General features: G+C 53.3%; 20 protein-coding genes. 13 read left to right on the forward strand and 7 right to left on the reverse strand.

Translation table 11 applies throughout. From position 1 onward, the window contains the following. Nucleotides 1-218: 218 nt before the first annotated feature. From ACJJH9_RS20855 to ACJJH9_RS20875, 5 genes are all read left to right on the forward strand, one after another. A complete protein-coding gene (locus tag ACJJH9_RS20855; RefSeq protein WP_444889066.1) occupies nt 219-1,175 on the forward strand; it encodes a metalloregulator ArsR/SmtB family transcription factor in 957 nt (318 codons plus the stop codon). 69 nt (nt 1,176-1,244) lie between these two features. Further along, entirely contained in the window at nt 1,245-2,465 is a 1,221-nt protein-coding gene (gene metK / locus ACJJH9_RS20860) for a methionine adenosyltransferase (protein WP_252083816.1), read from the forward strand. A 95-nt stretch (nt 2,466-2,560) separates the two neighbouring features. Further along, nucleotides 2,561-3,946: an adenosylhomocysteinase gene (ahcY, locus tag ACJJH9_RS20865; RefSeq protein ID WP_444923884.1), complete on the forward strand. Its 1,386-nt coding sequence runs from the start codon at nt 2,561-2,563 to the stop codon at nt 3,944-3,946. Nucleotides 3,947-4,007: 61 nt separating this feature from the next. Further along, nucleotides 4,008-4,847, forward strand: coding sequence for a methylenetetrahydrofolate reductase [NAD(P)H] (metF, locus tag ACJJH9_RS20870; protein ID WP_444923885.1), 840 nt, complete (start codon nt 4,008-4,010; stop codon nt 4,845-4,847). 69 nt (nt 4,848-4,916) lie between these two features. After that, nucleotides 4,917-5,582 carry an RluA family pseudouridine synthase gene (locus ACJJH9_RS20875; protein ID WP_444923886.1) on the forward strand — a complete coding sequence of 222 codons (666 nt, stop codon included), beginning with the start codon at nt 4,917-4,919 and terminating at the stop codon, nt 5,580-5,582. 91 nt (nt 5,583-5,673) lie between these two features. On the opposite strand, the gene ACJJH9_RS20880 is transcribed toward ACJJH9_RS20875, so the two are convergent. Further along, nucleotides 5,674-8,028, reverse strand: a complete 2,355-nt coding sequence (locus ACJJH9_RS20880) for a Tex family protein (RefSeq protein WP_444923887.1) — start codon at nt 8,026-8,028, stop codon at nt 5,674-5,676. Nucleotides 8,029-8,323: 295 nt separating this feature from the next. Between ACJJH9_RS20880 and ACJJH9_RS20885 the strand changes: the two genes are divergently transcribed. The 6 genes from ACJJH9_RS20885 to ACJJH9_RS20910 all read left to right on the forward strand — a co-directional run bounded on the left by ACJJH9_RS20885 (nt 8,324) and on the right by ACJJH9_RS20910 (nt 15,323). Then, complete coding sequence (locus ACJJH9_RS20885; RefSeq protein WP_444923888.1) at nt 8,324-9,565, forward strand: efflux RND transporter periplasmic adaptor subunit; 1,242 nt, start codon at nt 8,324-8,326, stop codon at nt 9,563-9,565. Then, a complete protein-coding gene (locus ACJJH9_RS20890; protein ID WP_444899515.1) occupies nt 9,565-12,696 on the forward strand; it encodes an efflux RND transporter permease subunit in 3,132 nt (1,043 codons plus the stop codon). The genes ACJJH9_RS20885 and ACJJH9_RS20890 overlap by 1 nt, the downstream gene beginning before the upstream one ends. Before the next feature lie 135 nt (nt 12,697-12,831). Then, a complete protein-coding gene (locus ACJJH9_RS20895; RefSeq protein ID WP_444899516.1) occupies nt 12,832-13,578 on the forward strand; it encodes a 16S rRNA (uracil(1498)-N(3))-methyltransferase in 747 nt (248 codons plus the stop codon). A gap of 50 nt (nt 13,579-13,628) precedes the next feature. Then, the gene (locus ACJJH9_RS20900; protein WP_252083806.1) at nt 13,629-13,994 is read left to right on the forward strand and encodes a hypothetical protein; all 366 of its coding nucleotides are present in this window, start codon (nt 13,629-13,631) and stop codon (nt 13,992-13,994) included. Between the two features lie 14 nt (nt 13,995-14,008). Beyond that, nucleotides 14,009-14,656, forward strand: coding sequence for an HAD family hydrolase (locus tag ACJJH9_RS20905; RefSeq protein ID WP_444899517.1), 648 nt, complete (start codon nt 14,009-14,011; stop codon nt 14,654-14,656). Nucleotides 14,657-14,729: 73 nt separating this feature from the next. Further along, nucleotides 14,730-15,323, forward strand: coding sequence for an OmpA family protein (locus ACJJH9_RS20910; RefSeq protein WP_444883153.1), 594 nt, complete (start codon nt 14,730-14,732; stop codon nt 15,321-15,323). Between the two features lie 74 nt (nt 15,324-15,397). Here the strand turns inward: ACJJH9_RS20910 and ACJJH9_RS20915 are convergent, their stop codons facing one another. Continuing rightward, on the reverse strand, nt 15,398-17,101 hold the full coding sequence (locus ACJJH9_RS20915) for a phytoene desaturase family protein (protein WP_444923889.1): 1,704 nt from the start codon (nt 17,099-17,101) through the stop codon (nt 15,398-15,400). A gap of 154 nt (nt 17,102-17,255) precedes the next feature. Here ACJJH9_RS20915 and ACJJH9_RS20920 point away from each other — a divergent pair, with 154 nt between their 5' ends. After that, the gene (locus ACJJH9_RS20920; RefSeq protein WP_152455728.1) at nt 17,256-17,462 is read left to right on the forward strand and encodes a ParD-like family protein; all 207 of its coding nucleotides are present in this window, start codon (nt 17,256-17,258) and stop codon (nt 17,460-17,462) included. Then, entirely contained in the window at nt 17,455-18,231 is a 777-nt protein-coding gene (gene map / locus ACJJH9_RS20925; RefSeq protein ID WP_444923890.1) for a type I methionyl aminopeptidase, read from the forward strand. The genes ACJJH9_RS20920 and map overlap by 8 nt, the downstream gene beginning before the upstream one ends. Before the next feature lie 80 nt (nt 18,232-18,311). Here the strand turns inward: map and ACJJH9_RS20930 are convergent, their stop codons facing one another. The 5 genes from ACJJH9_RS20930 to ACJJH9_RS20950 form a co-directional block, all read right to left on the reverse strand. Continuing rightward, nucleotides 18,312-19,814, reverse strand: coding sequence for a tetratricopeptide repeat protein (locus ACJJH9_RS20930; RefSeq protein ID WP_444923891.1), 1,503 nt, complete (start codon nt 19,812-19,814; stop codon nt 18,312-18,314). Between the two features lie 186 nt (nt 19,815-20,000). Beyond that, nucleotides 20,001-20,633, reverse strand: a complete 633-nt coding sequence (locus ACJJH9_RS20935; RefSeq protein ID WP_444923892.1) for a DUF6058 family natural product biosynthesis protein — start codon at nt 20,631-20,633, stop codon at nt 20,001-20,003. Nucleotides 20,634-20,861: 228 nt separating this feature from the next. Further along, nucleotides 20,862-21,680 carry a prolyl hydroxylase family protein gene (locus ACJJH9_RS20940; protein WP_444923893.1) on the reverse strand — a complete coding sequence of 273 codons (819 nt, stop codon included), beginning with the start codon at nt 21,678-21,680 and terminating at the stop codon, nt 20,862-20,864. 39 nt (nt 21,681-21,719) lie between these two features. Continuing rightward, nucleotides 21,720-23,048, reverse strand: coding sequence for an aldehyde dehydrogenase family protein (locus ACJJH9_RS20945; protein ID WP_444923894.1), 1,329 nt, complete (start codon nt 23,046-23,048; stop codon nt 21,720-21,722). A 27-nt stretch (nt 23,049-23,075) separates the two neighbouring features. Beyond that, nucleotides 23,076-24,002, reverse strand: coding sequence for a CmcJ/NvfI family oxidoreductase (locus ACJJH9_RS20950; RefSeq protein ID WP_444923895.1), 927 nt, complete (start codon nt 24,000-24,002; stop codon nt 23,076-23,078). Between the last annotated feature and the right edge of the window lie 13 nt (nt 24,003-24,015).

The raw sequence follows: 24,015 nt of genomic DNA on the forward strand, positions 1-24,015 counted from the left end.
CTCTACAGGCGCTTCCCGCAGCGACAAAATGGGGGCGTATTTTCCCGTAAAGGTGTGTCTCACGCAAAGGCTTGCGGAGGGAAATTGCTATTAAGTGAAGCAACAATTGCCCAGGTTTATGTGCAGATGGTGGCCATAAGCACCTACATCAAAATAATTTTATGAAGCTATATCAAAATTCTTTGATATAGGGTGGTGTGCCTGATAGACTCACCCGCATGTCTGAAATCCAGCCCATTTCTCAATCCGGCACCGGCGCGGAAATTCCCCAACTGGCGGCGACCCTAAAAGCTGCGGGGGATCCCCTGCGCCTGGAGATTCTGCGCCTGCTTAGCCAGGACTCCTACAGCGTGCTGGAACTCTGCCGAATTTTTGATCTGCGCCAACCGGCCCTGAGTCACCACCTCAAGGTGCTTGCCCAAGCGGGGTTGGTGAGCAAGCGCCGCGAGGGTAACAACCTCTTTTACCGGCGCACAGGCAGCACACCGCTGCTCGCTCAGCTGTTTGCCAACCTGGACCAGTTGCCGCTATCAGACGCGCGGGCTCAATCGGTGGCGCGTATCTCGGAGGAGCGCGCCGAAGCCTCGCGTCGCTTCTTTGCGGACTACGGCAATCGCTTTCGCGAGCAGCAGGAGTTGATCGCCAGTTACAGCGTGTATGGCCCGCAGGTGGCACAGCTGCTCAACTCTGGCCGCCATGCCCTGGAGGTGGGGCCCGGCGAGGGGGAGTTCCTACAGGAGTTATCCCTGCGTTTTGCCACAGTCACTGCGCTGGATCTGTCCTCGGCCATGTTGGAGCGCGCCCAGGCATTCGCCGATGAGCAGGGCCTGGCCAATATCGAATTTGTCTGTGGTGACACCCGTGCTGCAGCGGCACGCCCAGCCAGTGCGGACAGCATTGTGGTGAATATGGTATTGCACCACACCCCCGACCCCGCACAGATTTTCCAGGACTTACAAGGCGCGCTGAAAAGTGGTGGCCAGTTACTGGTGGCAGAGCTACAGGAGCACGGTCAGGACTGGGCGCGGGAAGCCTGCGGTGATCTATGGCTGGGATTTGCCCCCGAACAGCTGAGCCAGTGGGCACAAACTGCCGGTTTAAGAGACGGCCGCAGTGTCTACAGTGCGCTGCGCAATGGCTTTCAGATTCAGATCAGAGAATTTGTAAAACCCTGACAACTGCAGTCGATTGTCAGGCCCAGAATTTTGCTAACCGCCCGCGGCGGAACACATGGAGACTCTCACATGAGTGAATACAAACTGTTTACCTCGGAATCCGTGTCTGAAGGGCACCCGGATAAAATCGCCGACCAGATTTCCGACGCGGTATTGGATGCTCTGTTGGCTCGTGACAAGCAGGCGCGCGTTGCCTGTGAAACTCTGGTAAAGACCGGTATCGCGGTTATTGCCGGGGAAATCTCCACCTCCGCCTGGGTTGACCTGGAGGAATTGGTGCGCAAGGTGATTACCGATATCGGCTACACCTCCTCCGACGTGGGTTACGATGGGGAAACCTGTGGTGTGATCAACGTTATCGGCAAGCAATCCCTGGATATTGCCCAGGGTGTCGACCGCGCCAAGCCGGAAGATCAGGGTGCTGGCGATCAGGGCCTGATGTTTGGCTATGCCACCAATGAAACACCGACTTTTATGCCGGCGCCTATCTATTATTCCCACCGCTTGGTGGAGCGTCAGGCTGAGGCGCGTAAGTCCGGCCTGCTGCCCTGGTTGCGCCCGGATGCCAAGAGCCAGCTTACTTTCCGCTACGACGACCAGGGCCGTCCCTGCGCTATCGATGCGGTGGTGCTCTCCACCCAGCACAATCCCGATGTGAGCCAAGCCGACCTGCGCGATGCGGTGATGGAGTTGATCGTACACCACACCCTGCCGACAGAGTGGCTACACAAGGACACCAAATTCCATATTAACCCCACCGGTAATTTTGTGATTGGCGGCCCCGTCGGTGACTGTGGCCTGACCGGGCGCAAAATTATCGTGGATACCTACGGCGGTTCTGCGCGCCATGGCGGCGGTGCCTTCTCCGGTAAGGACCCGTCCAAAGTGGACCGCTCTGCGGCCTATGCCGGTCGCTATGTGGCCAAGAATATTGTCGCCGCAGGCCTGGCCAAGCGCTGTGAAATTCAGGTGTCCTATGCCATCGGCGTTGCCGAGCCTACCTCGGTTGCCATCAATACCTTTGGCACTGGCGTGGTTTCCGAAGAGAAACTGGTGGAGCTGGTGCGCGAGAATTTCGATCTGCGCCCCTATGCCATTTCAAAATCCCTCGATCTGCTGCACCCCATGTATCAGCTGACTGCAGCCTACGGCCACTTTGGTCGCGATCCCTTTACCCACACCTATAACTGGGTGGATGGCAACGGCCAAGCGCGCAGTGAAACTTTCACCGCCTTCCCCTGGGAGAAGACTGACAAGGTCGATGCGCTGCGTGCGCAGGCGGGTCTGTAATCTACTGGATAAACGCGGCTCCATATCGTGAGTCACTATCAGGGGGCGCCGTGGCGCCTCAGTGAGTGAAAAGAACATTACTGGAACTCAAAAGAATGAATCAAATGAGCACTGAATTTAAAGACTTTAAGATCGCGGACATCTCACTGGCCGAGTGGGGCCGCCGTGAAATTGAAATTGCCGAAGGTGAAATGCCGGCGCTGATGACTCTGCGGGAGAAATACCGCGCGGAACAGCCTCTCGCCGGTGCGCGTATTATGGGCTGTATCCATATGACCATTCAGACCGCAGTACTGATTGAAACCCTGGTTGCCCTGGGTGCTGAAGTACGTTGGTCTTCCTGTAATATTTTCTCCACTCAGGACCACGCTGCCGCCGCTATCGCCGCACGCGGAATTCCTGTGTTTGCCTGGAAGGGGGAAACGGAAGAAGAGTACGAGTGGTGTTTAGAGCGTACCGTGGGTGCCGATGTTGCCGGCTGGCAGCCGAATATGATTCTCGACGACGGTGGTGACCTCACCGAACTGCTGCACCGTAAATACCCCGCCGTCCTGAACAATTGCCACGGTATCAGTGAAGAAACCACCACCGGCGTACATCGCCTGCAGGACATGTTGCGTGAAGGCACCCTTAGAGTTCCGGCGATCAACGTCAACGACGCCGTAACCAAGAGCAAAAATGACAACAAATACGGTTGTCGTCACAGCCTGAACGATGCAATCAAGCGCGCCACTGATCACCTGCTGGCGGGTAAGAAAGCGCTGGTTATCGGTTACGGTGATGTGGGTAAAGGTTCCGCCGCTTCGCTGCGCCAGGAAGGCATGATCGTAAAGGTTTCTGAAGTGGATCCCATCTGTGCCATGCAGGCCTGTATGGATGGTTTCGAGCTGGTTTCTCCCTACATTAATGGTATTAACTCCGGCACCGCCGAAGGCATTAATAAAGAGCTGCTGGCCAATACTGACCTGATTGTCACCACCACCGGCAATGCCAATGTCTGCGATAAGCATATGCTGGCGGCACTGAAGAGCGGCGCTGTAGTTTCCAATATTGGCCACTTCGATAATGAAATCGATACCGCCTTTATGCGTGAGAACTGGGAATGGCAAGAAGTGAAGCCCCAGGTGCATAAAATAGTGCGCAATAGCGAAACCAATGATCACCTGCTGTTGTTGTCCGAAGGCCGTTTGGTAAACCTGGGCAACGCCACTGGTCACCCCAGCCGTATTATGGATGGGTCATTTGCCAACCAGGTTCTCGCGCAAATTCACCTGTTTGAAGAGAAGTTTGCCGACTTGGCCTCCGATCAAAAAGTGTCTGCACTCTATGTCAAGGTACTGCCCAAGCACCTCGATGAGGAAGTCGCGCGCTATATGGTGGAAGGTTTTGATGGAGTAATTACCCGTATGACCGAGGAGCAGGCCAAATACATTGGTGTTTCTGTCGACGGTCCATATAAGCCCGAAAGCTATAAATATTAATACCCTCATAAAAGATGCCGGCTGTGCTGGCATCTGAATTTCGGAGGGCCTGGAAAATATAATGAAAAATCCCATTCGCATCAGTTTCGAATTTTTCCCACCCAAAACCCCCGAAGGCCGCGTCAAGCTGTATAAAACCCGCGAGGCTTTACAGGCGTTTAATCCCGAATTCTTTTCAGTCACCTATGGTGCTGGTGGTACCACACGTGAAACTACCGCCAATATTGTTACCAATATGCGCAAAGATGGTATTTCCATCGCGCCGCACCTGTCATTTGGCGGAGACAATGAAGAGACCATTCTAGGATTATTAGATATATATAAAGAGGCCGGTGTAAATCGTATTGTGGCCCTGCGCGGGGATATGCCCTCTGGAATGGGTGCGGTGGCGCAACTGGTCTACGCGAATGAGTTGGTGGCTTTTATTCGCCGCCATACTGACGATCATTTCCACCTGGAAGTTGCCGCCTATCCGGAAATTCATCCGGAGTCCAATAGTTATGATGATGATATACGCTATTTAAAAGGAAAGTTTGAGGCGGGAGCGAATAGCGCCCTGACTCAATACTTCTATAACCCGGATTCATATTTTTATTTCATAGATCAGTGTGAGAAAGCCGGTATCGATGCACCGATCTATCCGGGGATTATGCCAATTATTAACTTCGATAATTTAGTGCGTTTTTCGCGTAACTGCGGCGCAGAGATTCCGCGCTGGCTGAAAAAACGTATGGAAAGTTATCGCGACCCGGATGATATCCGTAAGCTGGGTCTCGAATTAGTTACCGACTTATGTGAAACCTTATTGGAGGGGGGCGCACCGGGATTGCATTTTTATACGATGAATCAGATTGGTGCCTCAGAGAGTATTTTAAAGGACCTGGGCCTTGAGGCTCGCTAGTCCTCCTTGATATTTTATAGTGCCACCGGGTGTGGGCATTAGTATTTAGCAGGTTGTAAGAGTTAAATAATGCGTAAATATTGCCCACCAACCGAGCCTTTTTTATCGGTCATTTATCAGGATTCCTCCCTTCTAATTTTAAATAAACCCAGTGGTCTCCTCAGTGTGCCTGGCAGAGACCCGGCCCATAAAGATAGTCTGGCAAGCAGGGTACAAAAAAACTACCCGGAAGCACTGATAGTGCACCGCCTGGATATGGATACTTCGGGCCTGTTGGTAATGGCGCGGAGCCCGGAAGTTCACCGCAAACTCAGCACACTCTTCCAAAATCGCAAGGTCGATAAAACCTATCTTGCTAGAGTGTGGGGGGTACCCACTGCAGACTCAGGTGAGGTGAATCTGCCTCTGATTTGTGACTGGCCAAACAGGCCAAAACAAAAAGTGGATCATGAGGTGGGTAAGCCCTCTCTCACGCGTTGGGAAAAAATATCTAGTACAGCAGACAGCAGCTTACTGCGCCTCTTGCCGGTTACAGGCCGTTCCCATCAGCTGCGGGTGCATATGCAGGCGATGGGACACCCGATATTGGGTGATCCATTCTATGCACACTCAGAAGCCTTAGCTGCGGCCCCGAGATTATTATTGCATGCGAGTGCTTTGGAATTTGTGCATCCGGAGACGCAAGAGCGCCTGAGTGTTACCAGTGAATTACCAGAGGCATTCTCAGCTGAATAATCGTTAATGCTAGTTTTACAACCGGCTTTGATTTTTCATTAAATAAAAAAGGGCGATCTGGTGATCGCCCTTTTTTTGTTGGTCTGCAGTATTATTTTTTATTCTTCATTGCCGCCATTAACAGATCGCCCATGCTGCCACGGCTATTCCCTTGGCCGCCCTTCTGTTGCCGATTGCCCTGTTGCTTGTTATAGCGCTGGGCCTGGCGGTTTTCACGCTGGTCTCCTTTGTTGATACCGCCGCTGCCCTGCTCGCCGGGCTCGTCGGAGAGGCGCATGGAAAGGCCGATGCGTTTGCGCGCGACATCCACTTCCATCACTTTCACTTTGACGATATCGCCGGCTTTAACCACCTCGTGGGGATCTTTCACGAACTTTTCTGAAAGCGCGGAGATATGGACCAGTCCGTCCTGGTGCACGCCGATATCCACAAACGCACCGAAGTTGGTGACGTTGGTAACCGTGCCTTCCAACACCATGGCCGGGCGCAGGTCTTTGATTTCCTCAACGCCCTCTTCGAAGCGCGCAGTGCGGAATTCCGGGCGTGGGTCGCGGCCGGGTTTTTCCAGCTCGGCGATGATATCGGTAACGGTGGGCACACCGAATTTTTCATCGGTGTAATCCGCCGGGTTGAGGCGGCGCAGGAAGGCGGAGTCGCCGATCAGGCTGTTGATCTCGCGGTCGTTTTTCTCGGCGATGCGTTTCACCACGATATAGGATTCGGGGTGTACGCCGGATTTATCCAGCGGGTTTTCACCGTTATTAATTCGCAGGAAGCCGGCGGCTTGCTCAAAGGCTTTGGGCCCCAGGCGCGGTACTTCCATCAGCTGTTTGCGGTTTTTAAAGGCGCCGTGTTGATCGCGGTAGCTGACGATATTGCTGGCGATGGAGGCAGTCAGGCCGGAAACCTTGGCCAACAGCGGCGCTGAGGCAGAGTTCAATTCGGCACCGACACCGTTTACACAGTCCTCTACTACAGCGTCGAGGGAACGCGCCAGCTGAGTCTGTGAAACGTCATGCTGATACTGGCCGACACCAATGGATTTAGGCTCGATTTTTACCAGCTCAGCCAGCGGGTCTTGCAGGCGACGGGCAATAGAGATGGCGCCACGGATGGTGACATCCAGATCGGGAAATTCCCGCGCGGCGAATTCGGAAGCGGAGTACACGGAGGCGCCTGCCTCGTTTACCACCACCTTTTGCGCATTTAATTTGTATTGCTTAATGGTCTCGCCGACAAATTTATCGGTCTCGCGACTGGCTGTGCCGTTGCCGATGGCGATCAAGCCTACATTGTATTTATTGCACAGGGCGGCAATAACCGCGGCGGATTCCTGATGACGGTTTTGCGGCGGATTGGGGAAGATGGCGGTGTGGTCCAGTATCTTACCGGTGGCATCTACCACTGCAACTTTCACACCGGTACGCAGCCCCGGATCCAGGCCGATAGTGGCCTTGTGTCCGGCAGGTGCGGCCAACAGCAGATCTTTGAGATTGCGGGAGAAGACCTTGATGGCTTCCTCTTCCGCTTTCTCGCGCAGCTCACCCAACAGGTCAGTTTCCAACGCGGTAAGCAGCTTGATACGCCAGGTCCAGCGCACCACTTCGCCGAGCCATTTGTCCGCCGGGCGGCCTTCGTCGCTGATATCGAAATGCCGAGCGATCATAGATTCACAGGGATGGCTGGCGGTGGCTGGAGTACCTTCCTCTTCTGGTAATCCAACACTGATGGCGAGGATGCCCTCGTTGCGACCGCGGAAAATCGCCAGGGCGCGGTGGGATGGCACCTTGGACCAGTCCTCGGCGTATTCGAAATAGTCGCGGAATTTGGCTCCCTCTTCCTCTTTGCCGTCGAGCAGCTTGGATTTAACCTGGCCATCGCGCTTGAGGAAGTCTCGCAGTTTACCCAGCAGTTCGGCATCTTCGGCAAAGCGTTCCATCAGGATAAATTTGGCCCCGTCGAGGGCGGCCTTGATGTCTTTTACCTGCAAGGAGGCGTCTTCGTGATCGGTGTTGAGGTATTGCTGTGCTTCTGCGGCGGGATCGAGGGATGGATCGTTAATCAGGGCGTCGGCGAGAGGTTCGAGGCCCGCTTCGATGGCGATCTGCCCCTTGGTACGACGTTTGGGTTTGTAGGGCAGGTAGAGATCTTCGAGGCGGTTCTTGGTGTCGGCACCGTTGATTTGCTGCGCTAATTCCGCGGTGAGTTTGCCCTGTTCATCAATACTCTTGAGGATAGCTGCGCGGCGCTCTTCCAGTTCGCGCAGGTAGCGCAGGCGCTCTTCCAGTTTGCGCAGTTGGGTGTCGTCTAAGGCTCCCGTTACTTCTTTCCGGTAGCGGGCAATAAAGGGCACCGTGGCGCCTTCGTCCAGCAGGGATACTGCGGCAGTTACCTGTTGGGAGCGTACGTTGAGTTCTTCTGCGATGCGAGCGTTGATATCCAGCATTTGATGTCTATATCCGTTTTCCGGGGGTTCGTACCTTAAGGAGCGGCGTTTGACCGGGAAATAGCCTATCGGTTTCCTTGGCTTTGCGCGGCCCGTTGTCTCTCCTGCAACGGTAAATTGGGGCGGGCATTATGCGTTACCAGGGGCCAGCGAGGAAGGTTTGCGATAAAGCACAAACTCCTGCGGCGACCTGCATCCGAATCGACTCTTATCGGCGTCGAACTCCAGTAGAATGCGCGCTAATTAAAATTTGACCAGTATCGGTCACAGAATGGGGTAGAGGGTGCCTGTGAAAGTGTCGAGCAAGAACAAGCTTTTATTTACCGTTTTGGCTATCGGGGCGGCAGCCATTACTGCGGTGGTGCTATTGAAGCCCAAGCCGGAAGAAAAACCACCGGAGACGGTGGTACCGCCGGTGGCGGATGTCCTGTATGCGGAACCGGGGCGCCAGACCCTGTTGGTACCGAGCCAGGGCACCGTGCATGCTCGCCATGAAATTGAGGTGGTGGCCCGTGTCGGCGGTGTGATTGAAGGTGTGGGCGAGTCCTTTGTGCCCGGCGGCTTCTTTGCCGAGGGGGAATCATTGCTGCAGCTCGAGCAAGCCGACTACATCCATAAAGTGACACGTGCCGAATCACAGCTGGCCGATGCCAAGTCCGCCCTGGCTCAAGAGCAGGGTCGCGCCAAGCAGGCCAAGCGCGAGTGGCGCAATCTGGGCAGCGAAGCTGCCAACGCCCTGTTTCTGCGCAAGCCACACCTTGAAGCCGCCGAGGCCGCAGTGGCCGCAGCGCGAGCGGATCGCGACCAAGCCAAACTCGATCTGGCGCGCACCGCAGTGAAAACGCCGTTTGCCGGGCGCGTAGTGGAGACTTATGTCGATCTGGGCCAGTACATCACCCCCGGCACGCCTCTGGCAAAAATCCACAGCACCGGCATCGCCGAAGTGCGCCTGCCTCTGACCGATCAACAGCTGGCACTGCTTGATCTGCCTCTGGGTAAATCCTTCGAACATGGCCCCGAAGTACGCCTGCGGGCGATGGTAGCTGGGCTTGAGCGCGAGTGGCGTGCCCAGCTGGTGCGCACCGAGGCCAGCATCGATACCAATAGCCGCTTTATTTATGCCGTGGCTCAGGTGCAGAACCCTTATGAGGGTGCTGTTCCCCTGATGAATGGCCTGTTTGTGGAGGCCGATATTGCCGGTCGCACTCTGGATGGCATAGTGGTTTTGCCGCGCCAGGCTTTGCACGAGGGCGACCACCTGCTGGTGTTGGATGAAGAGAGCAAGCTGGTGTTCAAAACTGTGGAGCTGCTGCAAAGTATCGGCGACCAGGTGTGGTTGCGCGGTGATATTGCCGTTGGTGATCGCGTCGTGGTGTCCAGCCTGGGCTACTCCCGCGAGGGCATGGCACTTACCGCTAATCCTCTCAACGAGAAGCCTGCCGGTCTAATCGATAGCGTTAAGAGCGATGCCGAAGCCGATTCAAGTACTTCCGGTGAGACCGCAGCCACGAATAGCGCTGCCCACGGAGGCCACTGATGAACGGCATTATTTCCTGGTTTGCGCGCAACAGTAAGGCCGCCAACCTGTTGATGATTATGATCATCATCGGCGGCTTCTTCGGAATCAGTGGGATTGATCGCGAGGTCTTTCCAGCGATTCAGCCCGGTATTGTCGAGGTGGAAATATCCTACCCCGGTGCCGGCCCGGCGGAGGTCGAGCAGCAGGTAACCGTGCGTGTGGAGGAGGCTATCTCTGAGGTGAAGGGCATCAAGGAGGTGAACTCCGCCTCTCGCCGCAGCCACGCCTCTATCGAAGTTCAAGCAGTGGATGGCTACGATGAGCTGCGTCTGCTCAACGATATCAAGGTGCAGGTGGATAGTATTAACACCTTCCCCGAGGGTATCGAGCGCCCGGTGATTCGCCTGCAGGAGTGGGATACCCAGCTGATGATGATCGCCATTGGCGGTCCGGTTTCCGAGCGTCAGCTCAAGGAGACCGCGCTGGACCTGCGCGACAAACTCACCCTGATTCCCGGTGTGCGCCGTGTGGATATCTGGGGCGAACGCCCGGATGAGCTGTCCATCGAGGTTTCCGAGCTGGACCTGCGCCGCTATAACCTGAGCTTCAATGACGTAGCCAATGCGGTGCGCCGCTCCTCCCTCGATCTGCCCGCGGGTATGGTGCGTTCGGATCGCGGTGATATCCAGGTGCAGACCCGTGGTCAGGCCTACACCGCCGAGGACTTCGAGCGTATTCCGGTAGTCAGCCGTGCAGATGGCTCTGTACTGCTGCTGCGTGATGTGGCCACCGTGCGCGATGGCTTCGAGGAATACAACAACGTCATTCTCTTTAACGGCAATCCGGCTATGAACCTGCGTGTGGTTCAGGGCGAGCCGCTGGATGTGGTGGCCACCGCCGAGCGTATCAAGGCGTTTATGGCGGAGGCGCGCACCCAGTTGCCGCCGGGTATGGAGTTCGATGTCTGGTTCGACTTCTCCAAAGCTTTTGAAGGCCGCATGAACCTGTTGACCACCAACGCCTTAAGCGGCTTCGCCATGGTCTTTATCATGTTGATGCTGTTCCTGCGCCCGGCGCTGGCGATGTGGGTAACGGTGGGCATTATTGTGGCCTTCCTCGGTGCCTTCTGGTTGCTGCCGATTACCGGGGTCAGCCTGAATATGCTGTCGCTGTTCGCCTTCCTGCTGATTCTCGGCATTGTGGTGGACGATGCGATTATTGTGGGGGAAGCGGTGCATGCGGCCCACGATCGCGGTGTTACCGGTCTGGCCGCTGCGGAAGAGGGTGTGAAGCAGGTCTCCGCGCCGGTGATCTTCGCCGTGACCTCCACCATGGTGTTCTTTATCCCCATGCTGTTCCTGCCCGGTTATACCGCGCAGATGATGTTGGCACTGCCGGTGGTGGTGCTCTTGTGTCTGGTGTTCTCCCTGGTGGAGTCTCTGCTGATTCTGCCGGCGCACCTGGTGGGCATGAAACCAGAGCAACCCGCCAAATCCGCCCTGGGTATCAAGTTGCAGAAGCTGCGTGGCCGCTTCGCCGGGGCCATGAAGACCGCCGGTGACAAGTACTACTTGCCGCTGCTCAAGAAGTCCCTTGGCAACAGCCGCACCACGGTGATGGTCTTCTTCATGGCGCTGGTACTTTCCATCAGTGTCTTTACCAGTGGTTATGTGGGTTCTTCCTTCTCGCCACAGGTACCGTCGGATCTGTTGGAATTGCGTGCCAGCATGGCCGATGGTGAGCCTTTCCATGAGGCCGAGCGCGTGATGAATCAGGTGCTGGAGGCCGCAGATAAGCTCGCTACCGATGAGGAGATGCTGAAGCTCAACGACGGCGAGCCCTTCGTAATGAACTCCATGGTGTTCAACTGGCGCGGCAACATCTTTGTGATCTTGCAGCTCACCGACGGAGAGATGCGTGATGTGACTTCCAAAACCCTGTCGTTGCGCTGGCGCGAGCTGATCGGTGAAATGCCGGCCAGTGTTGAAGACCTGAATATTGATGCCACCATCAACGATGGAGGCAACGGTATGAGCCTGAACCTGAGCACCGCTTCAGGGGATATGGACGAATTGCGCGCTGCCGCCGATGCGGTGAAGAAGAAGATGAACAGCTATGCCGGTGTTTACGATGTGCGTGACAATCTCACCAGTGCGCGTCGCGATATCGAAATTCAGCTGAAGCCCCACGCCACCACCATGGGTATCAACCTGGCGGATGTGGCCAGGCAGGTGCGCCAGGGTTTCTATGGTGAAGAGGTACAGCGTATTCCCCGCGGTCGCGAGGACGTTAGGGTGATGGTGCGCTACCCGCAGGAAGAGCGCGCCAGCGAAGAGCAGATGGACCGCGTGCGTATTCGTACGGCGGAGGGAGAAGTGCCCTTCTCTGCGGTGGCCGATGCGGTCTATGTGCCCGGTTACACCACCATCCGCCGCAACAACCGCGAGCGCACCGTACGCGTGTTTGCCGAGTTGACGCCGAATACCTCCACTGCGCAGGAAATTCTCAAGGATATGCGCGAGACTCTGGTGCCTGAGCTGGAGCGCCAGTTCCCCGGTTTCTCCCTGAGAACTGCCGGTGAAATGCAGGAGGAGGAAGAGTTCAACGGTGCGATCCTGGCGTTCTTCGTGCTGTCTCTGTTCGCCATTTACGCCCTGCTGGCCATTGCTTTCCGCTCTTACTCGCAGCCGCTGTTGATCCTCACCGCAGTACCGTTCGGCTTCTTCGGTGCGGTAGTAGGCCACTTGTTGATGGGCCACGATATCAGCATCATGTCCATGCTCGGCTTCCTCGCCGCCGCTGGGGTTGTGGTGAACGATAACCTGGTATTGATGGACCGCATCAACCAGCTGCGCGCCCAGGGTTGGGCGGTGATGGATGCGGTGGTACAGGCGGGTCGCGATCGTTTCCGCCCGATTATCCTCACCTCTATCACTACCTTTATCGGGTTGGTACCGATCATGTTCGAGCGCTCTATTCAGGCGCAGTTCCTGATTCCCATGGTAATCAGCCTCGCCTTTGGCGTCCTGTTTGCCACCGCGGTAACCCTGGTACTGGTGCCGAACCTGTACAAGGTGATCGAAGTGCTGCGCCCGAAAGGCAAGCGCCAGGAGCAAACTGACACTCCGGTGTCTCTGGAAACTGCCTGATCGCGATTTTCACGCCGGGCAATGGTGGGGGTTTTCCGCCATTGCCTGGTCTGTGCATTAGTGCCTAAACTACCCGCCTGCAAAATGCCGACATCTCTGTCGGCTTTTTTATAGTGCTTTACAGGATCTTTACCCATGCGCATTCCGCGTATCTTCTCCCAGCAGGCCCTGGCCGGTGTTTCGCAAATCGAGTTGGATGAGGGCGCTTCCCGGCACCTGGTAAAAGTCCTGCGCCTCGGCGCCGGCCACCCTATTACTCTTTTCGACGGTTTGGGCGGCGAGTACAGCGCGGAATTGCTGGCAACGGGTAAGCGTGTACAAGTGGGTGTTGGTGCGTTTCGCGAAGATAATCGCCAGTCGCCTCTGGCGTTAACCCTGGCAATTGGCATTTCCCGCGGTGACCGATTCGACTGGGTGATACAGAAGGCTACCGAGCTGGGGGTGGCGGCCATCCAGCCGCTGTTCAGCGAGCGCTGCGAAGTCAAACTATCTGGTGAGCGCCTGCAAAAAAAACTCGGCCACTGGCGCCAGATTGCCATCAGCGCCTGTGAGCAGTGTGAGCGCAATCTGTTGCCGGAAATTGCCGAACCGGTAAAACTACCGCACTATCTGCAGACCTCAGCACAACAGGGTGCACCGCAAACCAAGCTGGTATTACACCACCGCACCGAGCTGGATCTGCGCCGCTGGGAAGCGGACAATGGCAAGCCGGATTCGGCCCTGTTGATGGTGGGGCCAGAGGGTGGATTGTCCCAGGCGGAGATTGATCTGGCCTTGGGCCAAGGCTTTATGCCACTGCGCTTGGGACCGAGGGTTATGCGCACCGAAACCGCGCCTATCGCCGCACTGTCTGTATTACAGTTCCAATGGGGTGATCTGTAGGAGCCGACGCAAGCCAAAATTGGATAGGATGAAAACCAGGAAGGGAAACTATGATTCGAGTGATTGTAGGGTTATTGGGTATCGCGATTGTCTTGTTGTCGCTGGCGGTTATTGCCAAGCCAAAGTTGGCGCAAACCATCAGTGAGCGACTCAGCGAAACGGGCTATTTCTTTTCCGCCTGGCTGCGCATCTTTATCGGTCTCTTCCTGTTGTTGATCGCTGACACGCGCCACTGGTATATCCTCTTCAACGCCCTGGGCGTATTGGTGCTGCTGAGTGGCGCCTATATGCTGCAAATGGGTTTTGAGCGCGGCAAGGCGCTGGCCATCAAGATCTCCCAGGGCAATGAAAACTTCTTGCGTATCAGCGGCATACTCGGTGTGGTTATCGGTATTATGCTGCTTTCCGCGCGCTGATTTTACGGAGTCCCATGTCTTCCACAGATTTAATTATTTTTGATTGCGACGGTGTGTTGGTGGATAGCGAGAGTATCGTTTGCCGCATCCTCGCTGAAGAAATGAATAAGTTGGGTATGGCCACCACTGCGGAGGAGCTGGATGAGCAATTCAGCGGCCGGCCCGCCAGGGACTGCCTACTGGAAATCGAGAAGCGTTTCGGCGGCCCCCTGCCAGACAATTATTTTGGCAATACCGAGCGCCGTATTCGCGAAGCATTCCACGCCGAGTTGGAACCCGTAGTCGGTATTGAGGGCTTGCTCGATCACTTACAGCAGATCGGCATGCGCAGTTGCGTGGCCTCATCGGGCTCTCACCAGAAAATGCATCTCACCCTAAATAAAACCGGTCTCTACGACTACTTCGACGGCAGGATCTACAGTGCTGAGGATGTTTCCCGCGGTAAACCCTGGCCGGAGCTGTTCCTGCATGCGGCCACCAGTATGGGGGTGGAGCCGGGGCGTTGTCTGGTCGTGGAGGATTCTAACGCTGGCGTGGAAGCTGCGGTAGCCGCTGGCATGCGGGTAGTCGGTTACAGTACCCATAAGCAGAGAGCGCCACAGCTGGAGCAGCGCGGTGCCAGGGTAGTTAGCGATATGATGTCGGTGTTGAATTTCCTCTAACGGCTAGATATCTCCTCCCGCCGGCAGCTTGTTCTACACTGAATTTGACGTCTGCAAACCGGAAGTTTTGTCTATGGCGGGCAAGCCTTTATTCGTCTGCTATCTCGCCCTGCTGGTGCTATTACTTGCCGGCTGCCCCACCCCCGATCCCAATAGAAAATATGCCCTTGAGCCTCAGTCTGCGGTGCAGTCCGGAGACAGTGAGAAAGAGGCGCGGCAGGCGGCTCCCTTTGCCGATGATTTGGTGCGCTTTTTACGCGGAAATTCCCGTAAAGATGGGGATACTTTTAGATTGCGCCTGGAGTTTGACCCCGGTGGCTTTGCCCCGCGTATGGATAGCATCGCCGATCTGGAGGCGCTATTGGTGATCATGCGCGATTTCCCCGAGATGCGTATTACGATTGAGGGGCACACGGATAATGACGGTGACCCAAAGAAAAACCTGCACCTCTCTCAGTGGCGCGCAGACTGGGTACGCAATTTTTTGATAGAGCGCGGTATCGATGGCGACCGCATGCGTGCACAGGGCTATGGCGATACAGATCCTATCGCTGATAACGAGAGCAAGGCTGGGCAAAGGGAAAATCGACGCCTGGTTATCCGCGTCTTGAACTTCGATCGAATGCCGAGCAGATTGCCGCGATTAAATACATCTCCGAGCCCATAAATTTAATAAAAACCCGGCATTGATCGCCGGGTTTTTATTATTGCAGTTGCCGAATGAGCGTTATTGCCGACAAATCAGGTGGATGCTTTGCCTAGCGCCTCACCGTTATTTGCCGGTGTTTGAAAAGGCTGCCCACTAATAACCTGGCGCATCAACTTCGCCCCCTGGCGAAAGCCGAGAATACTTTGAGCGGTTAATACCCCCGAGATCATTGCCCCGGCGACACCGCAACTCATCACATCCTGGCCGGTGAGATAGAGTCCATTGAGTCGTGTCTTGGGTCTCAGCCAACGCTGTTCAAAACGTTTGGGATCGTGGTCGAGGCCATAAATTTCACCGCGTGGATAGAAGCAGAAATAATCTGTCGACAGCGGTGTGGATAACTCGTAGTAATCGATTTGCCCGCGCAGATGGGGGAAATGCTTGTAAAGGTGCTCCAATAAACGCTGGCTGAAGGCCTCTTTCAAGGCTTCATAGTCATCACCGCGCTTGCCCCAGGGTTTGTCATGCCACTGGGCGAACCAATCGTAATTGGCTGGTGCAACGATTTCGATAGTGGCGCGCCCAGGATAGCGCTGGGTAAAGGTGGGGTCCTTGGCCGAGGGGAAAGAGATATAGGCTAGCGGAATATCTTTGTCGCTATCCTGCTGGAAGGCCTGCATATCCTCCTCGTAGTTCTCACTGGTATAGAGCCAGTAATTGGTTTTCGGTAGTTGTAGTTCTTCGGCGGTCTTTTCCAGGCCGATATACAGGCACAGGTGAGACATAGATGGAGTGACGGTTTTCAGGTCGCGCAGGTAACCGAGGCGCTCACTGGCACTCTGGGGCAGTAATTTTTCGAAAGTATTGAATACTCCCGCTCCGGAAATCACCACGGGCGCCTCGATTTCGGTGCCATCGCTCATGCGCAGGCCGCGAACCTTATTGCCGTCTAACAGAATGGTCTCCACCTTGGCATAGGTAAATACATCGCCGCCACTGGCCTGAATTTGCGGAATAATGGTCTCGGAAATCTTGCTGGCACCGCCCACGGGGTAGTAACCCCCATACAAATAATGTTTGGCAATCAGGGCGTGAATAATAAAACTGCTCTGTGCCGGCGCCATGCCGTTGTCGCCCCACTGGCCAGTGAGTACGGAGATCAGTTTCTCGTTGTTGGTGATTTCAGCCAACACTTCGCGGGTGGTTTTGTTCAGCCAGGAGGGGTCGCGCAGTTTACGCCAAAGCCGCAGGAGTGGGCCGCACCAGCCGGGAAACAGCTTCTCCATCGCAATGCGTTGCATGGATTTGGCCACCTCGTTGAGGCGGCCCAGATAGCGCTCGATATTTTCCCGCTCGTCGGGAAAATGTTTAACCAGTTCATCGATAAACGTTTGGCGACCGGCGCGCAGATCAAACTGCTCTTCGCCGATACAAATGCGATCGTAGGTGTCGTCCATCGGCGCCCAATGCAACTTACCCCCGCTGATAAAGTCGAAAATCCTGCCTGTCATGGTCGGGTGCTCGCCCACATCGCCAATGTAGTGCACGCCGACATCCCACTCGTAGCCATTGCGGTCGTAGGCATGGGTATAGCCGCCGGCGGTGTAGTGCTGTTCCAGGACCAGTACCTTCTTACCGGTGGCACTCAGCATAGCCGCAGTAGTCAGGCCGCCGATTCCAGAGCCGATTACCAGGGCATCGTAGGGGCCGTTCAAGCGACTGGCACGGTAACGCTGGCCAATACGCAGGCGGCTGGGCTTGGGGGCACTGCGTTTCTTCTCGGTGGTTTCGGACATGGTGGCCTCATCACTATTGTTTTTATCTCTCAACCATATCGTTCAAATATTGACTATGCAACAAGTTGCATATTTTTGATCTTGCTGGTCGGCTTGTACTTTCAATGAAAAGAAATATACACTTTGTATATGAATAATATATGCGGTGTATAAAATGGGTATCGTTAAGATCTCGGATGAATTACATGATGAAATCCGTAAAGCGAGTACAACATTGGCGCGTTCCATAAACGCCCAGGCCGAGTATTGGATAAAGATCGGCATGTTGGCCGAGCTGAATCCAGAGCTCAGTTACAGCCAATTGTGCAAGAAACTACTGCGCACCGAATCATTTACTCTGGAAGAGCTCACTCGTGAATAACATAAAAATAAAGACCGCCAGGGAACAGGCGTTGATGCGTAACTCCGGTGAATTATTGAGCCGGGTGTTCGTCATGCTCGATGGTATTGTGAAGCCGGGTATTACTACCATGGAAATTAACGACCGGGTGGAAACGTTTATTACCCGGGAGTTGCAGGCGCGCCCGGCCAGCAAAGGGCAATACGACTATCCCTACTCTCTCAATACTTCGATTAATGAGGTGGTTTGCCACGGCATGCCACGTGAGGGGCAGGTGTTGCGCGATGGCGATATCGTCAACGTGGATATAACCCTGGAAAAGTCCGGTTATATCGCCGATTCCAGCAAGATGTATATGATCGGTAATGTGACTCCCATTGCCAAAAAACTGGTGCAGTGTTGCTACGATGCCATGTGGGCCGGTATTCACACCGTAAAACCCGGCGCGACTTTTGGTGATGTGGGCCATACGATTCAACAGTATGTTGAAAAGCGCGGGTTCAGTGTGGTGCGTGAATACTGTGGCCATGGTATTGGCCGTGAAATGCATGAAGAACCCCAGGTAATGCATTTTGGCCGAGCGGGCAGCGGAGCTGTTTTACGCGAGGGAATGACATTTACGATTGAGCCCATGATCAATCAGGGCAATCGCAAAACCAAACTCAAAAAAGACGGTTGGACCGTGGTGACCAAAGATGGCAGGCTCTCCGCGCAGTGGGAGCACACAGTGCTGGTTACGGCGGATGGATATGAAGTGCTGACTTTGCGGGAAGAGGAAAAGAAGAGTTAGGGGAGAGGCTAATTTCTTCGCTTTCATAGCACGTAGAGAGTAATTCTCTACGTGCTATGCGCTTGATCTAGCGCTCGGACTCAGGATATCTGTCCTGAACTCACTCCATTGTCAGTGGAGGTTTCCTTTGCTACCCAATCGAGCAATTTTTTAGCGCGTGATCGAACCTTGTGATTGTGGGACCAGGCCAGAGTTCTTTCCAGAAATGGTTTTGCAAGCTTTGGCTTTTTAAGTTTTGCGAGGTGAAAGCCAATAGCGCTATTTATTTCAATACTATTTGGGTTCTTCTGATAGGCTGCCATCATGGTTTTCAGTGCGGCAACACTTTCGCCTTTGTACTGCTGAGCCATCCATTTGTACTGGTAAGCCGATAGGGAAGCCGGATTTAGCGCTATAGCCATATCTGCATAATGCACTGTTTTGGTATAGCTCCCTTCATCCCATTGCCGGGATTCAAGCGTATCATGTAAGCTATATAAATGGTAAACAGATAGATTCGTTGCCGCTGTATGATTCAAATCAGATATTTCTGATAATTCCTGAAGTAAAGCCTGTGCCGCAGCCTCCTGCTGATTGTGCATTAATAGATTCGCTTTCAGAGCGATAACTCCTGGTAACTTGGCAGCATCTTTTTTTACTTTATTCAGATAGCTTAACGCCTGATCATATCTTTCAAGGTCAACCGCTCGCTCCGCCAATAATAGGGATTTTTCATTATGGTTCAGTTTGCGCTTTTCGATTTTAAAGACGTTTTTGGTTAGATTAACCTTGTAGCCCGACAGACGCCGTTCTTTTAGGTAGCGAGTTAATGCGATATCTAAATCTTCCTCTCGGATATCATAATGTTGTGTAAAGAGATCTAGTGGATCTCCTCCATTATTGATATCCGCTAGGTAATTTTTGGTTTTTTCATGATATGCATTTTTTCTGGCATCTTCGCTAAAAAATAAATAATGTAATAATAACCATGCACTGGCGTAATACTGGTTAGCATGTTTCCAACCTTTCCTGTTGTAGTTTGGTTGGAGAATTTCCCTGGCTTTCAAAGTGCCTTCTTCCAGAGAGTAAGCTCTCCACTCCGGAACGTTGCCGATGGTGATGGAATCCTTATCAATAGTCGCACTGGCTAATAATTCTGCGAAGCCCTCTGAATACCACCTGGGGTAACGCATGGAACCCCGTTCACGCATAAGATGGTGAACATATTCATGAAACATGATTGCTTGGCCACTAAATATGCCACGTTTATTTTCCTGGGAAAAAATCAAGGGTCCATTAATAGTGTTGGTATAAAAACCTCCGATGCTTCTTTTTCCAGAAAATTTATCAAACTCTTTAGAGCTATTAAAATGATAGACCCTAAGCCTAGAATTTTCAGGACGGTCTTCCATGCCTGTTACCATAAGTGAGGCACTGCGAAATTTTTCCAGTTCGCGCAATAAGTTCTCAGCTTTTTTCGGTGAAACATCGGAGTAGACGGTAAAGTTAGTGCTTTTATATTCCCGCCAATCTCTGGCGTAGGCCGATACCGTTAAGACGGATAGCAATAGAAAGGATATAAGGCAGTAAACTCTGCTTTTCATGGAATATCTCTAATAAAAGTGCGGAGAGGCTTGAGCCAATTAAAGGGGCGGGATTTTATAGAGGCATATACGTTTAGTACATGCCAAATCATATGGCCATTTGGTATAGGTGTTGTCTATCCTGCTTTCCTTGGCCTATGGCGACAATATGTTTCTCAGTTTGTGACGTTGGCTTTTACAGTATCCTTATCTGAGATTAAATTGTTGACGAATATCATGAATCAGTATTTGCCTCGAACTCTTATGCCGCTCATGGGGTGCGAAAAGGCTGCTGGCGCTCTCTAGCAGGTCAACAGCCCTCTGTAATTTTTGTAGGCCTATTCTGCTGAGATTGCCCTCTTTTGTTAACTCCTTGATCACTAGAGAGGCCAGCTCTTTACGTGCTATATCCTCGGGGAGTCCGCTTTTAGTACATAGCCCATAAGTACCATCATTAAAGTGTTTCCATTCGCTTTCAATATGTGTGGTAAGCCCCTTGTTCATTTTTATGTCAGAACAGCTATGGCCAATAGACTTTAACTGATAGATTGTATCCGTGTATCTTGTTTTAAATAAATCAAAAATCTGTTTTGGATTATTTTGTAGCCGAAGGTCTTTTAACCAGGATACATAACCTTTGGCGTAGAACTCCTGGTTATGGGATTCATTATGGGTGCCGAAGAATGAATGGCATTGCAGGCCCAGTACCAGCGTGTAGGAAGCTTTAGGCATAACAAGGGCATTCTGGTAGTTTACAAATTCTTCCTGCCTTAAACCGCTTAGCGATAGCAGCTCCTCTTTACTATAAAAGTGACTCTGTAAATATTCTATTAATTCCATAAGTACACACCCGAATGTGCCGTTGCGATTGGATTGGCAGTGCAGCTTGACATAAACCTTACGGCAACACTTCGATGGAGGGCGTAGTATATAAGTCGGGCTATAGATTATATGCAGCGACTTTAGGGAAGCTCTAAGTAGCGATTTATTGTTATTTAAGTTCGAGACGCTTCCCTGCGACTGAATGCTTTATTAAGATTTTTTAAATAAAATTGTTAACTCTGTTAATCAATCCTGAAGAAATAATATATCTGTACGAATAATATATTTTATTCCACGAGTAATTGGCGTTGAGCTGTGGATCCTATGCAAGGGGTGCATACCATGGGGGAAACACAGTACGGATCCAGCGGGGGTTCTTACATCAATATCCATCATGGAGTGCCGGCTGGGCTGTTGGTAGGGGTTATCTGCATTGACACGAAAACGTGTGGCACCGCCGTCAAAATCTTCACTGAGTAAAACTAGAAAAGTCATTTCGCTAAAACGGTCTGGAAAACCATTAGCGACCAACTGGCCATCTATGATTCGGCTGCCCGGCCAGGCTCCATCGGTGTGAAATTGAAAGTAATCACCTTCGCCGTAACGATAAAAGCGAAAACGCTGATTGAGTCCCACTGGCTCCCGCCCTTCAAAGTAGCCATTGGGGTCCTGCATAAAAGCGCTGCACCGCTGCCAGATTAGCCGTTCGGTAGTTTCATCTACCACCCAGGTAAGGCTGTCGTTATGGCGTACCTCCCTAGGCAAAGAAACGGCGGCATCTGGCAGATAACCGATATTTTCAGTGATATCGATGAGACGCTGGCATTCCTCACTGGAAAATACATTGAGTAATTGAAAAGCACCGGGCACCTCAGCAATCTCTCTGCGCTGAACCAAAGACGGGGCGCTATCTTTGAGTGAGGCTGGGTTTTCCAGTCGTGCGGCCCAGGTGGGCAGAGCAGGATGCTCCGCACCGGGTTCCCTGGCGATAATAAATAAATCCTGCTCAAGGCTGCTGTTGGCCTCAGTTGATGGATTTATCGCAATGTCTGGAGAGCTTGGCATAATGATTTCGTCCAAAATATCTGCACTCGGATTTTTTAATTAATGATTAATAAGGGTGAGCTGGGCAAATTGTCGATGTCCCTCAGCCCCGCCGTGGTAGCCAAAACCACTCTGTTTGGCACCTACCCATGGTGTCCCACCGGCACCCTGGTTAATACCAATCATGCCCGCCTGTAGTTGATTCGCGACTTCCTGGGCGTCTGCTTTGCCAAATACCACGGCGCCCAAGCCGTATACAGAGTCGTTGGCTCTGTGAATCCCCTCTTCAATGGTGCTGAACCGGTCTATTGCGACTACTGGACCAAAAGTTTCCTCGTCCTCAAGTTGCATACCCGGTTTGATACCACTGATGACCGTGGGAGGAATAAAAGGAAGCTCGGGGGATTTTTCTCCCAGCAAAAGCGTTGCGCCCTTCTCTATGGCGTCATGAATATGCTGAACCACTTTTTGATGCTGACGGGGATTGACCAGTGGACCTATGTCGACATCCCCTTCTGGCCAACCACCGGTGCGATAATTTTTTGCAATGGCAACCACCGCTCGCTCAAACTGGTCCGCAATATGCTCGTCCACATAAACACGCTCGGTTGAAGTACACATTTGTCCGGCATTTTCAAAGCTGGAAGCCACGGCGAATTGTGCCGCGCGGTGAATATCGGCGCTGGCCAAAACCAACATGGGATCATTGCCGCCCAACTCCATGATCAGGCGTTTTAACTTGGGAGCGGCATTGGCCATGATGGCCTGGCCGGTTGCACGGGAGCCGGTGAAAGCGACCATATTAATGTCCGCTTTCACCAGGGCTTCTCCGGTTTTCCCATCCCCATGGGCAATCTGTAATACCCCGCTGGGCAGCGACTGGTTCAGGGTTTTTACCAGTAGGTCCGCAACCAGAGGGGTTTCTTCGGAGGGTTTTAAAACCACGCTGTTGCCGGCAATCAGTGCCGGAACGATCAGGTTATTGGCCATTGCCAGGGGATAATTCCAGGGGGAAATAACCGCGACCACGCCCAACGGACGATATTGAATTTCACTATTACCCTGGCGCTGGCTGCGCAGGGCCTCACCGGAATCTCCGGCCAACCAGGGGCCACTGTGGATGGCACCACCCGCCTCGTAGCTGGCCCGCCGCGCATCTTTACCCATCTCACGACTGATCAGTTTTGCCAATTTCGCCTGTATGGGTTCAAGCTTTTTATAAGCTTGTTGTACAAGCTGTACACGCTGCTGAATGGATTTTTTGCCCCACTCAACCTGTGCCTGCTTGGCCTGTTGCAGCAATTTTTTTAAATCGTCTTCATAACAAATAGCGACACTGCCGACAACTTCGTTATTTAAAGGATCTATTGAGTTCAGGGTTTTATTCATGGGGTTTTGATCGATATTTCAATTTATTTAATGTTTAAACAACGCGATAGTACGAATTTCCAGGCTGGTACGCCGGGGGACATTTTCGCTTTCCGGTAAGTCGAAGGCGCTATGGGGGCTGCCGGTAATCACATCGCTGTGTTCGCTATCAAAAACCCGCAGTAGCAACCCTTCGCCGGGGCGCATATCACTAAACCAAATCCAGCGGTGCTTAGGGTTGGAGCTAATGACAGAAATCTGCCCTTCCCGTTTTGGGTAAATCAGGCGCATTTTGTGGAAATCCGCTGCTTCCACGCTGCGTAGATCCGCCATAGCCAGGGGGGACTCTTCAACCCGATACAGCAGCGGCAGCCACAAGTTCACAAACTTAAACCGGGGATAATCGTCCGGATTTAAGCCGTATTCCGGTAGCGTCTGCTTGAGCTGGCGCTGGGCAGACCAGGGCGTGTAATCGTTGTGCGCGATTTTTACTGGGGCGCGGCGACTGCGGCTCTGCTCAGCGATGGCGTCTGCTTTAGTCTGAGCGCGCAGCGTGTGATCGAAGGTTACAACCTGGTCCGCCCCCAAATAAGCAGCCAGCCATCGCTCAATCGCCGGATACCACTGAGTACGGATCAAGGTGTCTCGGGATTCTGGCGAAAGCACTGTGCTATTGGCTGAAGGCTTGTTGCTATCCAGCGCTTTTAAAGTGTCATCCAGCTGGTGCAGGTCGATACCGAGGCTGGGCTCTACCAGCTCAAACCCCTGTTCGTCCAAACGGAAGGTCTCCCCCGCAGCCTGCAGTTGCCTGCCGTCATGAATTGTCACCAGGTGGGGGATTACCTGATCGATCAGGCTAGCGGGGCCGGGGCCTGTATGACGTTGGTCGTAGACCAGCTCTGCGCTGGGGTCCGCGTAGTTGATACTTGCCCGCATTAAGCCCGGTGTCGATGATTGCAGAGTCGCGCCTGGCATAGTGGGTTCCTCA

This window comes from Microbulbifer mixtoriginis (SeqCode), from assembly GCF_052466715.1.

Excerpts from the sequence above, each read along its gene's own strand:
- ACJJH9_RS20855 (WP_444889066.1), top strand. The coding sequence starts at position 219 with ATGTCTGAAATCCAGCCCATTTCTCAATCCGGCACCGGCGCGGAAATT.
- metK (WP_252083816.1), top strand. The coding sequence starts at position 1,245 with ATGAGTGAATACAAACTGTTTACCTCGGAATCCGTGTCTGAAGGGCAC.
- ahcY (WP_444923884.1), top strand. The coding sequence starts at position 2,561 with ATGAATCAAATGAGCACTGAATTTAAAGACTTTAAGATCGCGGACATC.
- metF (WP_444923885.1), top strand. The coding sequence starts at position 4,008 with ATGAAAAATCCCATTCGCATCAGTTTCGAATTTTTCCCACCCAAAACC.
- ACJJH9_RS20875 (WP_444923886.1), top strand. The coding sequence starts at position 4,917 with ATGCGTAAATATTGCCCACCAACCGAGCCTTTTTTATCGGTCATTTAT.
- ACJJH9_RS20880 (WP_444923887.1), bottom strand. The coding sequence starts at position 8,028 with ATGCTGGATATCAACGCTCGCATCGCAGAAGAACTCAACGTACGCTCC.
- ACJJH9_RS20890 (WP_444899515.1), top strand. The coding sequence starts at position 9,565 with ATGAACGGCATTATTTCCTGGTTTGCGCGCAACAGTAAGGCCGCCAAC.
- ACJJH9_RS20895 (WP_444899516.1), top strand. The coding sequence starts at position 12,832 with ATGCGCATTCCGCGTATCTTCTCCCAGCAGGCCCTGGCCGGTGTTTCG.
- ACJJH9_RS20900 (WP_252083806.1), top strand. The coding sequence starts at position 13,629 with ATGATTCGAGTGATTGTAGGGTTATTGGGTATCGCGATTGTCTTGTTG.
- ACJJH9_RS20905 (WP_444899517.1), top strand. The coding sequence starts at position 14,009 with ATGTCTTCCACAGATTTAATTATTTTTGATTGCGACGGTGTGTTGGTG.
- ACJJH9_RS20910 (WP_444883153.1), top strand. The coding sequence starts at position 14,730 with ATGGCGGGCAAGCCTTTATTCGTCTGCTATCTCGCCCTGCTGGTGCTA.
- ACJJH9_RS20915 (WP_444923889.1), bottom strand. The coding sequence starts at position 17,101 with ATGTCCGAAACCACCGAGAAGAAACGCAGTGCCCCCAAGCCCAGCCGC.
- ACJJH9_RS20920 (WP_152455728.1), top strand. The coding sequence starts at position 17,256 with ATGGGTATCGTTAAGATCTCGGATGAATTACATGATGAAATCCGTAAA.
- ACJJH9_RS20930 (WP_444923891.1), bottom strand. The coding sequence starts at position 19,814 with ATGAAAAGCAGAGTTTACTGCCTTATATCCTTTCTATTGCTATCCGTC.
- ACJJH9_RS20935 (WP_444923892.1), bottom strand. The coding sequence starts at position 20,633 with ATGGAATTAATAGAATATTTACAGAGTCACTTTTATAGTAAAGAGGAG.
- ACJJH9_RS20940 (WP_444923893.1), bottom strand. The coding sequence starts at position 21,680 with ATGCCAAGCTCTCCAGACATTGCGATAAATCCATCAACTGAGGCCAAC.
- ACJJH9_RS20945 (WP_444923894.1), bottom strand. The coding sequence starts at position 23,048 with ATGAATAAAACCCTGAACTCAATAGATCCTTTAAATAACGAAGTTGTC.
- ACJJH9_RS20950 (WP_444923895.1), bottom strand. The coding sequence starts at position 24,002 with ATGCCAGGCGCGACTCTGCAATCATCGACACCGGGCTTAATGCGGGCA.